Below are 15,992 nucleotides of genomic sequence, written 5' to 3'. Positions count from 1 at the left end.
AATTCAGCCTTTGTGTGATAAAACATTATAAGTACTTTAATTTTTTAGTGAAATTTGTAACCTTTATCTTGCGTGTAACATCTAAAATAGTATCAAAAGTTAACGGGGAAGCCCTTCGATCGCGTTAATATAATCATTTCCTTATAACTGAAGACTTTATGAACAATGAACCACTAGAAAAACCTTATTCAGATTTACGTCTTGCGGCTATGGCGCCTAATACATTGCTGGGCACAATGCTTAAAATTACCGGGCCTTTTTGGGATAAGTTATTAGGGATAAGTAAACTGCGCAGGGTTTATGAGTCTTGTGAATTATCTGGATTAAACAAACAAGAATTTTCACAAAAATTACTCAATGGTTTAGGTGTTCAGGTTTCTGGTATTAATGGTGTTTTGGCAAAAATACCGCAACGTGGCCGTTGTATTATTGTCTGTAACCATCCTTATGGCATGATTGAAGGGGTTATTATTGCGTATTTATTAACCGAGGTTCGTGCTGATACTAAGGTCATGGCAAACGTCGGTTTAACAATATTTAAAGAAATTAAAGATTACTTTATCTTTGCTAATCCATTAAAGCCTAAAGCTTTGATCAATGGCTTGGCAATAAAACAATGTTTTCGACATCTCGAAAAAGATGGCTTGTTGGTCATATTTCCTGCAGGGCGTGTTTCTTTTTTTCAAGCGGATAAACAACGAATTGCCGATGCTGATTGGAATCGACTCGCAATTAAGCTTGCCACAAAAACCGACTCGCCTATCTTACCTGTTTTTATATCAGGTGCTAATAGCAAACTTTTTCATAATATGGGGAGAGTTTATTATCGTTTTCGACTACTAATGTTAGCGCATGAAATGTTTAAATTACAAGCACATAACATCGCTTTAAAAACCAATAATCTGCTCACCATAAAGCAACTTAATGAATTTAATGGTACTAAAAGAATGAATGATTTTGTCCGCTTACAATGCTATTTAAACGATGATAACTATTTTAGCCCTTGGCTTGAGCATGAGCAAAGAACATCATTTGAAGCGGTTATTCCTATGGTGGATAAAAAAGTAATGAAAAAAGAGCTTGCTCAACTGCCTGAAATACAACACTTATTAGATTTTAAATCATTCTCTGTCTATTATGGTTATCAACAACAAATTCCACATTGTGTAGAAGAAATTACTCGATTACGGGAAATAACGTTTAGAACTTTAGATGAAGGGAGTGGTGAAGCGTGCGATACCGATAAATTTGATGCAACGTACATGCATTTATTTATTTTTGATCATAAAAATGAAGAGATTATTGGTGCCTATCGAATAGGACAGACCGACCTTTTACAAAAAAATGGCGATGTATCAAAACTTTATCTTGCGCAAATGTTTGATTTTGCGCCTGAGTTTATTAATCAACAACAACCTTGTTTAGAAATGGGCCGCTCATTTATCATTGCTGCGCACCAAAACAGTTTTCATGGCTTACTGTTATTATGGAAAGGCATTGGCGCTTTTGTCTGTCAAAACCCACATTACCGAACATTGTATGGCACGGTATCATTAAGCAAACTATATGATCCTCGCTCAGTTGCCTTAATTGATGAAATTATGGTGACAGATAAAGAGGGCGTTAGCGCTAAAAAATCCTTTGCCGGGCAACTTCATCCAGAAGTAAAAGATTTTATTAGCGCAGCACCTGTCTCTTTAAATCAGTTGTCGGCATTAGTGATGGGCATCGAAAAAGATGGTAAAGATGTCCCGGTATTATTGAAACAATATTATAAGTTAGGGGCTAAATTTCATTGCACGGGCATAGATGTTAATTTCAATGACACGCCAGGCTTGTTGCTTAGTGTTAATTTACCAGCAGCACCTGACAAGCTATTAAAGCTTTATTTAGGTTCATCTAAAGCCGCGTATATAAATTATGCTAAAAGTGGTGAGTTAAGTGCCATTTGAGAATAATAAATATTATGCGAATTCAATGCTCTCTTCTTTTGGAGACAAAACTGTGTGAGATTTTTGTAAAACATTATCAAAGTACTCAAAACAAATTTCACTTTCTTTAGCGAGACAAGTTTTTATTGATAAGTGAGAGATACTGACTGTTCTCGCATCTTCTCTTTGCATATTAACCGCATATTTACCGTCTTTTTCTGTCGAAAAATGAAAGTCTTTGTGTTGCTTTGATAATAATTCTTTACCATTAACAGACTGTTCAAAGCGATATTTTCTCTTTTGGCGCACGTCAATAAAATCAATACTTGATGATGTTATCGGTAAGTCAGCTTTACCATCAACGCTTACCTCAATCAGTTGCTTACCATTCCACTTTACGCAGTGAATTTTTGGTTTTTTAATCGATAAATCTTCAGGGAAAATGCACAGTTGAAAAGGTTGGAAAACCTTTAGGTCCATAGTTTCTAATTGCTCAATAACACTCGTTTGGTTTTGCAGTAAAGAAAGAATAAGTTGTCCACGACTGATCACGTTATTGTGATTATTAGCCGGTGCTTGATAATTATTTAATAAAGCGAGCGATAAGCCTTTTTTGCTGACAGCTATCCATGTACCCGCACCAACAGGGTCTACGGGATAAATGGCGCCACTTATTGGATAATATTTAGGGGGAATAGCTAACAAGCGAGAACGTTGTTCATCACGATTGAAAAATAACTCATAACCATTATCATTGAGTAAATACGTTAACGTGCACATTTAATTAATCACAGATAAAAGTTTATTTTTACTTTTAGCATCAGTAGATTGTTCATTACACTGTCTTAAAAAAGTTGCTGTAGCAGGCGCCAAGCCAAAATCTTGGGGTAATTCGGTTGCTTGTAGCGCATTTTTTTGAGCAAAAGTTATCTGAGCAATCATCGCATAGTGATGAGTAGCATGGCTACCGACAAAAACTAATTCTCTAGCAACAGAGGTTTGTAGTTTTTGTATGTTTTTATTGGTTACCGATACTTCTGTCGCTAATGTTATCACTTGATTGAGCTTGTCTTCGGACATGCCTTGAATCCAATTAGCTATTTCATTTAATTTAGCGATAGCAAGTTCAGGAGATAACTCTATTTGGCCACCACGCATCCTAAGATCATAGTTAATCAACTTATTTTCAATACCTGACATTACCGCTAAATAATGATCAATAATATGCCGCATATGGGTGCCTGCAGAACTGATAAAGTTAGGTTGAACGATTTGTGTATAATTTTTTTTAGAGACAGTATTAAGATACAACTGACCTTGTTCAATAATTTCCAATTGACTGATGATCATTCTTTTTTAAATTTCCAATAGTAGAATTAATAAAATGAACTATTTAGACGTTCGACTCTTTAAGATAGCTTGTATAAGATCTTCTGGGACCTCTGGGCCCTGCTCTGCTTTAATAAACCCTGTTTGAGAAAGACGAATGGCATTTTTATAGCCCTCTAAGTAATCTCTGCATTCTGGGCACATACTTAAGTGCAGTTTAAATTTAAAGCTTTCAATGTAAGATAAATTACCGCCATGAAAATCATATAGAAAATTGTCAACCTCTTCGCAGGTCAACATACCTGGCATGTGCTGGGCTATTAATCGCTTAATCATTAACATATCAGTTTACCTTCCAATTTTTTTCTGCGTTCTTTATGTCTTCCTGTTCTAAAATAGTTTTTAAAAGTAACCTAGCTCGGTGTAATTGAGTTTTCACTGAAGCTTCAGATATTGCTAAAATTTCAGCCGTTTCTTTGGTACTTAGTTCTTGGATGTCTCTAAGCAGTAAAACGTTACAATATTTCTCAGGAAGTTGGTAAATAATATTATTAAGCGATAATTTTTCTTCACCTTTTTCAAATAGCATTTCAATATTATTATTTAGGTTATCGTTTAAGCTATGGCCTAAATTATCGGCAAATTGCGTACGCTCTCCATAGTCATTGTATTGCTGATAAAATGTTTCTATTGAGGTAGTGTTTTGCCTTTTTCTTTGTCGAAGCATCATTAGCGCTTCATTTACCGTAATACGGTGCAGCCAAGTCGACAGGTTTGAATTTTTTTTAAAAGAGGTGATATTGTTAAAAACTTGAATGAAGGCTTTTTGTAAACACTCTTGTGCATCGTCATCGGTGGAAAAAAAGCGCCATGCAAGGGTATACATTTTTGCGCTGTATTGACGTACTAATGCCTCGTAAGCGAAAGCATTATTATTGATCAGCTTCTCAACTAGTTCATCTTCTTTATCGATATCTTGGCTTAAAGTAGCGGAAGATTGTTTTTTCAAAAAAGTTGTAACCTTTTTAATTTTAGCGCATCAACTAACTAAGTTAACGAATAATTAATTGAAAATCACTATTTAATTTTAAGGCTGTTTTTTTAGTGTCATTAATGTTCACGATAATAGTAGCAGCCGTTACGGTACCTTGGGATGATGGCTGGTAAGCGATAACAGACCCAAGTGCACCTTTACCCATGAAAGAGTTATTGACCTCTAATAAATTAGTTATCGTAAAAGAAGTACTACAAAGCACGCTCATTATGATTATATAACGCTAAGCGGCAGTGTGGTGATGTTAAATAACGGTATTGCGTTTTCTGTAACCTGTTACTATCCGTCTTATTTATTATGGGTGGACTTTAACTGATAATAGGTAATAGGTAATAGATAAAAAGTGTTAACAGGCTTAAAGTAAAATTGCTTACGGGCACTTGATTACAGCAATTGAGTTGAAATATAAGATACTCTACCTTGTCTCTATTGCGTAATATAAAGCATTGTTATTGAGTCATCATAAGTCCCTGCAACTTACTTTTGCATTTCATGGCTTGCATAAATTTTTTCTATTGAGCCATTTTGTTTTAATTCTTTGATCACTTTATTTACCGCATCTTTTAGTGACTTGTCTTTAAAAGCCATATTCGAGTAGGTAAAGGGCCATAAATAATGTACGGTAAAATTGTTACGGGCTATGCTCGCTTCATCACTATAATATTTATTATTTAAATCATACCAAAATACGTTGATATCACCGACTCTAATCACCTTTTCTCCAGAAAGCATCAGTTGAGTGGTCTCTTTAGGGTGGGCATGCTCTGAATATTTTGTATTTTCTTTTGCTATATTCTTAAATTGTTCACCAAGCAGCTCTGTAGCTCCTTGGTATGCGGCAATAGACTTTCCTTGCAAGTCACTTATATTATTAATAATTAACTGAGCTGACTTTTTCGAAACTGCTACATCTCTAAAGCGAAACACTGGCTCTGATAAGTAGGCTTTTACTTTTGAACTGGGAAAAATATTAGAAGCAACATCAATTGACTTACCATAGTTAATTTCATGTAAGATCCGGTTATTACTCATGGGGATGTATTGCACTTTATATTGTGGCAGCTTTTTGAATATTTCATCAATGATTTCAACAAATAAGCCTTGTGTGCCTTTTTCAATAAAATAAGGAGGAAAGTTACCGACACCCACTTTTATGACTTGCTGCGCCGTTGACACCGTTGAGAATAAAAGTAGATAGGTAAAAAGTAGGCCGCTTAATATTTTTGACATGAATATAACACCACAACTAATTGTTCATTGATTAAGAGTGTAGTTAAATAATAGTAAATAAGGTAATTTAAATCTGTTGATATTATTAATCTTTTATTAATAGATTACAGCAAGTTTTAGGCTTTTAGTTGGCGGTGAATCATAATCGCGTGCATCATACTAAGCCGCGTTTATTCTCTTAATCGCGGGATCTGCTGCCGACATCATTCAGTGATTTCTTATCAACTAAAATAAACTCGCTATTTAGTCTGCCATTGCCCTATAAAGCTTAGCTATAACAGCGTAGGATAACACTACTTTAGATAAAAACTTAGGTTTGCACTTCAGGTGCACTAACATAAATAATTATGCAACTAACAGCAAAAGCATCACTTACTAACGCTTTACTTATTTCTATTTGCACACCGCACTTTAAAGGTGATGAAGCAACAGAATCACTTGCAGAGCTTGCGCGCTTAGTGACAACACTTGGCTTCAAAGTGGTTGGCACTCAATCTCAAAAGCAGAGTTCGACTAAGAAAGTTAATGTACTGGGCTTGGGGAAATTAGCTGAAATAGCTCACCTTACGGGTAACCAGGGTGTCGTTGAAGGCTTAGATGACGCTGATGATTTACTCGATGAAACTGACATTTCTGCTGTGCCTTCAGATATCCCATCAGAAAACCTGCCTTTTGGTTGTGCAGATGTCGTGGTCTTCGATTGTGACTTAAGTCCATCTCAACTGCGTAACGTCGAAAATCAGTTAGGCGTAGAGGTGTTTGATCGCACCGGTATTATTATTGAAATATTTAGTCGTCATGCGCGTACTAAAACAGCAAAACTACAAGTTGAAATTGCTCGTCTTAATTATGTAGCACCACGACTTCGTGAAACATCATGTGGTGATAAAGAACGTCAGATGGGTAAAGGTGCAGGTGAAACAACGCTTGAACTTAACCGCCGAGCAGTACGCGACCAATTAGCCGACCTTAAACGCGAATTGGTCAGTGTTCAACATGAAATGAAAGGCCGACGTACTCAACGTTCTGAGCTTTTTTGTGTGGCATTGGTGGGATATACCAATGCGGGTAAATCATCAATGATGCGAGCGATTACCGGTAGTGATGTTGTTGGCGAAAACAAACTTTTTGCAACACTTGATACCACAGTTCGTGCACTATACCCAGCCACACAACCACGGATATTAGTGTCAGACACGGTTGGATTTATTAAAAAGTTGCCGCACGATTTGGTTGCCTCATTCCATTCAACCTTAGCCGAAGCTCATGATGCTTCGTTACTCTTATATGTGGTTGATGCTTCGGATGCTTCCTTTCGTTCACAACTCGATGTTGTGCACGAAGTACTGGCAGAAGTCGGTGTTGAAGACAGTAAGAAATTACTGGTACTCAACAAATCTGATCAACTTAGTATTGAGCAACAACAAGCACTGATGGAAGAGTTTCCTGATGCTATGATCACCTCTACTCGAAATCCTCTTGATATCACTAAGCTGCATAAATATATTGTTAACGCAGCGCAGGACGATATGATTGAAGATGAGATTATTATTCCTTATACCGCTAAAGGTATCATAGGTGAAATTCGATCGAGCATGAGTGTTACCAAGGAAGACTATGAGTATAGTCACATTAAACTTACAGTACGCTCAAACGCGATTGATTTAGAGAGATTAAAAAAGCGCATGCAGAACTTATAAAGTGATGGCTGTGCTGTTCATTAATTTGAGCAATGTCTGTGGTGAACCCGGTGATTTATTGCTGAGTCATTAATGTTCTAGGATTATACATGGATAAATATTTAAAAATCTAAGGTTTCTCTAGTGAATCAGTATGGTGTTCGAAGGTTAATTCATTTAAGTTATTTCAATTAATTAACTATTGGCTCTATACTGATTTTATTTTCAAGCCACTTTATCTGTGTGGCTTCATGGTCACGCTTAAAAGCATAGTTTTTATTGGCGACTTCAATATTTACACCCGAAAGTATTGACTGATAAGCTGTTAGCTCAAAAATCGCTAAATGCTCATTGATATTATTCGCTTTTTCTAGCCATTCTTTATTGAGTTTACCTAACAAGTATAAGTGCTGCTTTAATGCATGGGTAATACGATTTATCTGTTTAGTATTTTCGTTATCTAGGTCGTTAGCCTTTCGTAATAATTTATATATTCTAGGTAAGCGCCTAATTATTTTATAGTTTGCTTCGTCTGCACTTATTCTTAATTCTTCGACAGTTTTGGGCCAATAATTGAAATTTAAATAGGTCATTGCGCCACAAGCTGAACCAAGAGTGCCTATATGAACGAAACCTCCTGCGAGTACATGGCTACCAAACAACTTTCCATCCGCTTTGTCATTAGCGATATTACCCACCCATAAATCACCTTCAACTGTAATGTGGCTATGAGAAATATATTGTGTAATGTTAATATCTTTTTTACAAAAAAAATCGACATATTGTGCAAACTGCGCGCTAATATCTCCATCTGCTTTGATCACTGTACTGTTTTTTAACTTATTTTTGTCTGATATTTGTCGACCAATAATGCCCAGTGCAATCGATATATTGCCGCCTGCAGAAATTGAAGCGGTTTCAACTAACCCACCAATGACGATGTCTTCAGTTGCGGATAATTGCATACCTTCACAAACATTGCCTTGCACATAAATAGAGCCATCAAAACGAATGTTTCCGGTGCCAACATCTATATTTTCAATTTCCAGTAACTTATGCACAGCGACACTATTATCTAAATACTTGGGCATACCATCAATAGCAGCAACAAGAATGTTGTTGTTTTCATCTAAAAAAGAAGAACCTTCAGACTCCTCTAAAAAACATGTTTCACCTGATACTGCATCTATAGCCGCTCCGGTTACATCAAAGCCTTTAACACCATCGGTTGGTGGTATTAGCTTAGCTAATTTTTTACCTGCTTTTACATGAATTAAATTACCTAATTCACGCATATCTACATTGCCATTTTCGAGCTTCTTAGGACACATAATTTGCTCTGCGGGGTTATCGACTAAATATTTTACGTAACCATCCTTTCCATTTCTGCTCATTTTACCTTTTGCTATTTCGGTAGATATACTTTTACCTCCTTGAAGTAACTGCCCCTCTTTTACAATATTGATGATGTTTTCTTTAATGATACCCTTGGTTATATTGTTTTCTTTTAATACATTAATAACATCAGTATTTTCAATGGTTTTACCACCATAAGCTGCGGTAAATTCTAATGTAGCTAACATATTTTCAGGCCCCAACGTGACCTTTAAATTCGCATCAACAGCATTTGCTATGATTGAACTTATACCTGTCGTCGTTTTTGATTCATCACTCTCATCACTTTTAGCCACTTCTGCTAGTAGTAACTCCATCGCCCCGTCAATCAGTAAAAAAGTAGAATATGTAGATAATTTGAATGTTGTTTGTAGTTTTTTTAAGTTAGCTTTTGGCTGTCCTTTAACAGGCGTGATGGTCATTAATAAATCTTTATCTTCGTTTTGAAGTGTTAATTTTATATCACACATATATTCTTCATTGATTTGTCTGCATTAATATCAACTTTATCATTTAAATTGAGGTTAATTGCTAATAAATAAGGTGTTTACGGCTACTGCTGTAATATTGTTTATTATTTGAATACTAATAAATTCAGCCTGTTCACTGAATTGACAAGATTAAAGTTTATCGACTCGTTTTAATCTTTCAATGCGTGTTTTTTAGTCTGCTGTCACTGTACACCTAACTAACCATACGTTGATAGGTTTTATTATGTTTTATAAGTATTTACATAGATTTTCTAGGAAAAGCAACTACTATTAAAGGACGAAATCTCATAGGTTTGATTAATGGAAATAGTATTAAACACTTTCATCGCAAGGCAAGCGATTTTAGATATAAATCTTAAAACTATCGGTTATGAATTACTCTTTAGAGACCGTTTAGAGAATGTATTTAATGGGGATTCTCCAGAAAAAGCAACCTCAAAAGTTATACTTCAAAACCATATATTGGGTGATTTAGCCGATGTTTGCCTTGGAAAATTGGCCTTTATTAATTTTGATGAGTTTACCTTATTACAAAAGTCGCCTTTGCTCTTTAACCCAAAAAATATCGTGGTTGAAATTATTGAAACAGTTAACATCTCTGATGAACTCGTTTTCAATGTTGCTCAACTTCATAAAAAGGGTTATGTCATTGCGTTGGATAATTATAATTTCGAAAGTAAATGGGAAGTGTTTTTTCCATATATCTCTATTATTAAAGTTGACATTGAACAGGTTACTTTCACTCAAATAGAAGGGCTGAAAAAACGCCTATTATCAACTAATAGTCGTATAAAAATAATTGCTGAACGCATTGAAACGAATCAGCAGTACCAACAATTTAAAGCGCTAGCTATAGACTATTATCAAGGCTACTTTTTTCACAAACCCGAGATAAAGTCCGGCACGTCTATATCTCCTCTAAAAATTAATTTAATTCAACTTTTTTTAGAAGCTTACAAACCACACTTAGACTTCAACCAACTGACTGAAATTATTAGCCGTGATGTAACGTTAGTTAGCGGTATATTAAAGTTGGTAAACAGTGCCGCAGAGTGTGGCAATATTGAAATTACCTCTATTAAGCAAGCTATTACCTATTTGGGAACAGATAAAATAAAGCCGTATGTTGCAATTATATCAATGTCAGCATTATCATCTGAAAGTTCACCAGAACTTTTTATCGAGTCTTTAGTACGCGCTAAAATGATGGAACTCATAACGAAAGAAAAATCATTCAGTCACCTTAATGAAAAAGCTTTTCTAACCGGAATATTGAGTAATTTAGATGCCATATTAAATTTACCCATGGCAGATATTGTAAAGAGTTTTCTTTTTTCATCAGATATCAAACTGGCGTTATCTGAGCAACAAGGTGAATTGTCAGAACTATTAACATTGGCTAAGCATTATGAAGTATCAACGAGTAAGCGTGTTACTCGTTGTATTGGCAGTAATAAAATTTCTGAAACTAGACTGTTAAATTGTTATTACGACGCATTAAAGTGGGGGATGAACATCTTTTAAGGTGGTAGCCCTTTGACATTTTATATCACTAGCAACTTTATCCTTAAATATTATGAGTTCAAGGTTACAGTGGCTAAACTTACGAATAACACTAACAACTAATTTTGAGAATGTCTTGCCAGTTACTCGTGGTTACCTTTGTGTTGTTGGCTTAAAAAGTGTTTTTTCATTTTTTTAGCAACTAATTTTGGGTATGTCTCGCCAGTTACTTGTGTACTGTGGACTTAAAAAGTGCCGTTTCATTTGCCAGGAGTCTGATTTTCCCTCTGCGCCCAAGGTCAATGTCCCCTTACCGTAACGACTATTAATACTATCAAGACAATTCATTAGTATTGGGTTTGAATGATCAGATAAAAATAAATCAGCTTGTTGATGTTGTCTGCTTTCCAAGGCGATTGCACCGACACCACAACGATAAAAATGCACACCGGGTATAAATATTTCAGCGAGTATTAAACTGACCGCTGTAGCAATATCACAACTATTATCTGTTGCTAAAGGAAAAGTATAAACCATTGTTTGTTTATAATAATTTTCATCATGGGGGGAGCTTGAAGCGAACACGAGCAGTTTTTTGATAAGTGAAGATTGACGCCTTACTTTTTTAGCGACTATCGTACTATGGGTAGTTAAGGCTGCTTGTAATGTATGTATATCTACAATACGTTGACCAAAACTACGTGTAGAGAATATTTCCCGTTTAGGTGCTTTTACATCATCCCAGCTTAAACAGCTAATCCCCTTTAATTCGTTAACCGTACGTTCAGTGATAACACTAAATTGCTTGCGCATAATTTTAGGGCACTGCATTGATAATTGATGAGCTGTGCTAATATTTTGCTGTTTTAGTCGCTGAGATATTTTATTACCAATACCCCAAACCTCATTTACCGCCATTTTTTCTAATATTTCTTTCGCACTTTGCGCGTTATCAATAATGGCAACACCCTGGTAACCGTCAAGTTTTTTAGCTGCATGATTTGCTGCTTTAGCTAAGGTTGATGTTGTGCCAAAGCCAACTCCCACCGGTAACCGGGTTTCTTTCCAAATAGCACGTCTTATTTCATGGCCGTATTGGTGCCAATCTTTAATAACGCCACTATAGTTTTTAAAATGTAAAAATGACTCATCAATTGAGTAAATATATTGGTCATCACAATACCTAGCAATAACATTCATCATTCTTTCACTTAAGTCAGCATATAGCTCGTAGTTGGAAGAGCGTACCACTACACCATGCTTATGTAGTAAGTCCTTTATCTGAAAATAGGGGGTGAATTTTGGAATACCCAGCCGTCGAGCAATAGGACAAACAGCACAAATGCAGCCGTCGTTATTCGTTAAAACAACAACGGGCTTGTTTCTTATGCTCGGGTCGAAGACTTTTTCTGCGCTGGCATAAAAAGATACTGCATCAACTAATGCATACATGCGGTTAATTCAGGAGCTTGATGATGGAGTCGAATAGAGCGAGTAACAATACCTTCTAATTGAAAGTCGTCTTCGGGCTTGATGCTAACTGGCGCAAAATCTTTAGACGCTGATAACAGCCGAGCTTGCTTTTTATCAATCAACTTACAGACAAAGCAGCCATTGTAATTTGCCACGATGACATCACCATTTCTGGCGGTGAGTGAGCGATCAACGATAAGTAAATCACCATCAAAAATGCCCACACCCTGCATGGACTCACCAGATGCTTGGCCAATAAATGTGGCATTAGGATGCCTAATAAGAAGTTTATCTAATGATAACCCCAGTTCTTTATATTCGGCTGCGGGTGATTCAAACCCTGAAATACCTGCTTCAATGTAAATAGGAATAACTTTCATTACTTAAATCTCACCTGTGTTTTTATACAGTATAGTTTCTAAGTTGATTATTGAACAGAATAATTTAACATTGCTTACGAGTAATGATTACTTTCATTTTGAAATATAGCCGTTAAAATCAGCGCTGCATAAATTTATAGGGTTAACTTAGATGCATGAAAATGCCAATTCGTTAGTGGTACTTGATTTTGAAACCACAGGACTATCACCCAATCAAGGTGATAGAGCGATAGAGATAGGTGCGGTTAGAATTGTAGACGGTAAGGTTACCGATAAATTTCAATCATTAATGAATCCTGGTTTTAGGATCAGTGGTTTTATTGAGCAATACACCGGAATATCTAATCAGATGCTTGCTAAGGTCGGCTCTTGTGGTGAAGTGATGGCACAATTTGCCGATTTTCTGGGTGACGATAATTTACTTGCCCATAATGCTTCCTTTGATCAAAAATTCTTGGACGCTGAGCTTAATAACATTAATCGAAAATACTTTGGGCAATTTATTTGTTCGTTACTTGTCTCTCGCAGAATCAATATAGACGCACCTAATCATAAATTAGGTACGCTTATTCGTTATAAAAATATTCCATCAGATGGGGCTTTTCATCGGGCGTTATTTGATGCTGAGATGACGGCAAAATTGTGGTTGTTGATGCTTGATGATATTGAAGAAAAAATTAACCACGAGTTTGTACCTTTTGCATTAATACAGAAGTTATCAAAGACAGCAAAAAGTGACGTAAGTAAGCTGTTAACTAAATGGTAATTTATCTTGTTGGTTTTTAATTTTTTATCTCAGGTATACTCACAGTTTAACGTTTATTAGAGTTAACATTATCGACTATCCAGATAAAAAAGCCCCAGAAGAAATAGATCCCATACTGCCTTCTATAGCTGTATCAAATTTACAGCTTAAAATAGCTACTTTTAATTTGTTTAATTATCTTGAGCCGCCCAATGCTTTCTATGAATTTGAACGAATTTATAGTGCTGAGCAGTGGCGTAAAAAGCAACATTGGATTGCTGAATATTTACGTGAATATCAACCTGATATTATTGGCTTCCAAGAAGTCTTTAGTCCTGAGTCTCTAGAGCAATTAGTTGCAGAGCAGGGCTATTGTTATTTTGCCGTGGTTGATGAACCACAAGTGATAGATGATTTTATTTATAAACGTCCTGTTGTTGCCATAGCATCTCGTTACCCTATTGTTGAAGTTACTGCGGTAAAAGCAAACACTGAGCTTGCACTATCATTAGGTTTAACTGATAAATTCTCTTTTAGCCGAAAAGTGTTAAGGGCAACAGTTGATGTGCCTCATATGGGTAACTGTGATTGTTATGTTGTGCACTTTAAATCTAAGCGCTCTATGATTGAAGTCGATGATAAAAATATAAGTCGTACACCAGAGCAAACCATTATTGAAAGCCTAAAAGCACAAGTGGCAGGTGGTTGGGGCTCAACGATACAACGTGGCAGTGAAGCGGCGTTATTAATGATTGAAATAATAGCGCGGCGTGAGACTACCGGTCAGCCAATGGTATTAATGGGCGACTTCAATAATACCTTAACTGATGGTGTGCTAAGTCATCTACTGACTAACACCCTACGCTTTGTTTCGGCCATTGACCGTGATGCCTATCTTGCTAAATATTGCTTGCAAGATGCTTGGGATTTATTTCAAGTTGCAGTGAAAAATGAAACTCATCAAGAGGAAAAAATACAGCGCACTCCGACACATTATTTTGGTGCGAGCAGCTCAGTACTTGATTATATATTATTATCATGTGATTTTGACGCTAGTTATCACGATAGTCTTTATCAGGTCAGTGCGTACGACACCTATGATCGACATTTAATTAATCCTATCTTTGAACGAGATGGCGAAAGTACCGATCACGGTATTGCCTTGGTTACACTAACGTTAAGATCATAAATTAGTCAAAGACCCAAATAAAAAAGGCTCCCAAAGGAGCCTTTTTTATTGGTGATACTGAATTTACGTTTTTTTACGTTGCGCTTTAATTGCCAAACCAAAAAGTGCTAGAGCGAATAACCACAGTGTTGCAGGCTCGGGAACTTGAGTGACGGCAATGCTATCTGCAGAAGCTCTGGACTCGCCATTGGTACAATCTTTTTTACCAATAACAGTATCAGCACCAAATTCAATAAAATTACTTGCTGAATAAGCGCCGCCACAATCATCGCCTATGCCCGCTATCATTGAATCAGCACCTGTTTGAACAAAACCTCTAGCAAAAATATAACCTCTAGCCTCAGCGCCGGCGCCGAGTTGTGTGTAACCTGCTGAGCCGGTTTTATCGCCAAGAACATTCCAGATAATAGTGCTGTTATCGGTAACATCTTTCAATATCACTGTTGAGTTTGCAGAGAAGGTCAGATAGTTGGCGATATTAAAAATCCAAGAGCCATCGATACCTTTACCATCAAGCGTTAAGGTTTTACCTATCGCGATGGTTAAATAATTTATTGTGCTGTAAATACCCGCTTCAAGTGTTTCGTCGTTGGTGCCAAAAGTGGTGGATACAAGTTCTGTTCCTGTACCCATGTCTTTTATATCTTGTTGCACAGACGTAATAAGCACTTCCTGACTATCAACGATGGTGGGCAGTGCAACCATTTTCAAAGAATTAGCAGTAAGCGCGCCAACGATTTCAACACTTGCACCAATAGTGGTGGTGGTTCCAGCATCAACATCGCCCCCGAAAAGTGAGCCTGCACCAACGGTTACTGTGCTGCCAGCCAAAACATCGCCGCCAACCTCAACGGTTGCCGCTATGGTTACTGTTGTGCCAGCGCTTAGCTCGCCATCAACTTTTGCACTCGCACCAATAGTTGCTGTGGTACCTGCAATAATAGAGCCGTCGACAACAGCAGAAGCGCCTAGGGTAACGGTTGTTGTACTTTGAATATAGCCATCGACACCGGCAGCTGCGCCAAGTGTTACTGCGGTTCCAGCCTCAACGTTACCACCGACAATTGCATCAGCTGCTAGTGTTATCGCAGTAGCACTTTGGATATTGCCACCAATAGTTGTTCGTGCGCCCATGGTTATATAACCACTGGCATAAAGCGACTGGTTATTTAGTTCTGAGCCTAGCAAAGGTTGAAAACTCGCTTGTGCGTCAGACACAGCAAATAACACCACAATACAGAGGATTGAATTGATAAGTTTCAAATTAGACACCATTTCATATAGCTGAGCGTTCAGCATATAAAAAAACTTAATTTTTATAGAACAAAAAAACTTATTCCAAGAATTGTACAACTGTATAATAGCAGATAAGACGGTGTGTTGTTTGTTATTCGAACATTTATATCGTAAGTTATTGTAATTATTTTCTTTTGTTTTTTATTACAAAGCAGGTGATATGTTCATAAGTTAACATAATACGTCAAGAGGTTAACATGATGCACAAAAAGGTTAGCGAGATGTGATGCAGGCAGATCACAATTATAATTGTCTTGTTAAATAATGTAGTAAAACGAGCTATAGCCAAAATGCATA

General features: G+C 36.6%; 15 protein-coding genes. 5 read left to right on the top strand and 10 right to left on the bottom strand.

The genetic code is table 11. From position 1 onward, the window contains the following. The first annotated feature begins 158 nt into the window (after nt 1-158). A complete protein-coding gene (locus H4J56_RS14030) occupies nt 159-1,952 on the top strand; it encodes a lysophospholipid acyltransferase family protein (RefSeq protein ID WP_182244496.1) in 1,794 nt (597 codons plus the stop codon). 12 nt (nt 1,953-1,964) lie between these two features. Here the strand turns inward: H4J56_RS14030 and H4J56_RS14025 are convergent, their stop codons facing one another. The 6 genes from H4J56_RS14025 to H4J56_RS14000 form a co-directional block, all read right to left on the bottom strand. Then, complete coding sequence (locus H4J56_RS14025; RefSeq protein ID WP_182244497.1) at nt 1,965-2,711, bottom strand: NRDE family protein; 747 nt, start codon at nt 2,709-2,711, stop codon at nt 1,965-1,967. Beyond that, the gene (locus tag H4J56_RS14020) at nt 2,712-3,281 is read right to left on the bottom strand and encodes a hypothetical protein (protein ID WP_182259501.1); all 570 of its coding nucleotides are present in this window, start codon (nt 3,279-3,281) and stop codon (nt 2,712-2,714) included. Between the two features lie 39 nt (nt 3,282-3,320). Beyond that, nucleotides 3,321-3,602 (bottom strand): anti-sigma factor, encoded by a 282-nt coding sequence (locus H4J56_RS14015; RefSeq protein ID WP_182251475.1) that lies wholly within the window; start codon nt 3,600-3,602, stop codon nt 3,321-3,323. A gap of 1 nt (nt 3,603) precedes the next feature. After that, nucleotides 3,604-4,269, bottom strand: coding sequence for a sigma-70 family RNA polymerase sigma factor (locus H4J56_RS14010; RefSeq protein ID WP_182251474.1), 666 nt, complete (start codon nt 4,267-4,269; stop codon nt 3,604-3,606). Nucleotides 4,270-4,312: 43 nt separating this feature from the next. Further along, nucleotides 4,313-4,459, bottom strand: a complete 147-nt coding sequence (locus tag H4J56_RS14005; protein ID WP_157470823.1) for a hypothetical protein — start codon at nt 4,457-4,459, stop codon at nt 4,313-4,315. Nucleotides 4,460-4,791: 332 nt separating this feature from the next. Continuing rightward, a complete protein-coding gene (locus H4J56_RS14000; protein ID WP_182251473.1) occupies nt 4,792-5,544 on the bottom strand; it encodes an ABC transporter substrate-binding protein in 753 nt (250 codons plus the stop codon). A gap of 347 nt (nt 5,545-5,891) precedes the next feature. Between H4J56_RS14000 and hflX the strand changes: the two genes are divergently transcribed. Continuing rightward, nucleotides 5,892-7,244, top strand: a complete 1,353-nt coding sequence (gene hflX / locus H4J56_RS13995) for a GTPase HflX (protein WP_070374388.1) — start codon at nt 5,892-5,894, stop codon at nt 7,242-7,244. 170 nt (nt 7,245-7,414) lie between these two features. Here hflX and H4J56_RS13990 read toward each other — a convergent pair whose 3' ends face one another. Further along, nucleotides 7,415-9,088, bottom strand: a complete 1,674-nt coding sequence (locus H4J56_RS13990; RefSeq protein WP_182251472.1) for a DUF342 domain-containing protein — start codon at nt 9,086-9,088, stop codon at nt 7,415-7,417. Between the two features lie 321 nt (nt 9,089-9,409). On the opposite strand from H4J56_RS13990, the gene H4J56_RS13985 reads away from it, so the two are divergent. After that, nucleotides 9,410-10,633: an EAL and HDOD domain-containing protein gene (locus H4J56_RS13985; RefSeq protein ID WP_182244499.1), complete on the top strand. Its 1,224-nt coding sequence runs from the start codon at nt 9,410-9,412 to the stop codon at nt 10,631-10,633. A gap of 174 nt (nt 10,634-10,807) precedes the next feature. Here the strand turns inward: H4J56_RS13985 and H4J56_RS13980 are convergent, their stop codons facing one another. Beyond that, nucleotides 10,808-12,064 (bottom strand): Y-family DNA polymerase, encoded by a 1,257-nt coding sequence (locus H4J56_RS13980; RefSeq protein ID WP_182242846.1) that lies wholly within the window; start codon nt 12,062-12,064, stop codon nt 10,808-10,810. Further along, nucleotides 12,052-12,465 carry a LexA family transcriptional regulator gene (locus H4J56_RS13975; protein WP_146801079.1) on the bottom strand — a complete coding sequence of 138 codons (414 nt, stop codon included), beginning with the start codon at nt 12,463-12,465 and terminating at the stop codon, nt 12,052-12,054. The genes H4J56_RS13980 and H4J56_RS13975 overlap by 13 nt, the downstream gene beginning before the upstream one ends. A 151-nt stretch (nt 12,466-12,616) precedes the next feature. Between H4J56_RS13975 and H4J56_RS13970 the strand changes: the two genes are divergently transcribed. After that, on the top strand, nt 12,617-13,231 hold the full coding sequence (locus H4J56_RS13970; RefSeq protein WP_182222326.1) for a PolC-type DNA polymerase III: 615 nt from the start codon (nt 12,617-12,619) through the stop codon (nt 13,229-13,231). 166 nt (nt 13,232-13,397) lie between these two features. Beyond that, a complete protein-coding gene (locus H4J56_RS13965) occupies nt 13,398-14,399 on the top strand; it encodes an endonuclease/exonuclease/phosphatase family protein (RefSeq protein ID WP_259366844.1) in 1,002 nt (333 codons plus the stop codon). A 63-nt stretch (nt 14,400-14,462) separates the two neighbouring features. Here H4J56_RS13965 and H4J56_RS13960 read toward each other — a convergent pair whose 3' ends face one another. Further along, nucleotides 14,463-15,662, bottom strand: a complete 1,200-nt coding sequence (locus H4J56_RS13960) for an ice-binding family protein (RefSeq protein ID WP_259367748.1) — start codon at nt 15,660-15,662, stop codon at nt 14,463-14,465. Nucleotides 15,663-15,992: the final 330 nt, after the last annotated feature.

Origin of the sequence: Colwellia sp. BRX8-4 (assembly GCF_014077345.1) — a bacterium.
Taxonomy (GTDB): Bacteria; Pseudomonadota; Gammaproteobacteria; order Enterobacterales; family Alteromonadaceae; genus Colwellia_A.
The sequence above is the reverse complement of the archived record's forward strand: the minus strand, read 5'-3'. Positions and strand labels throughout refer to the sequence as shown.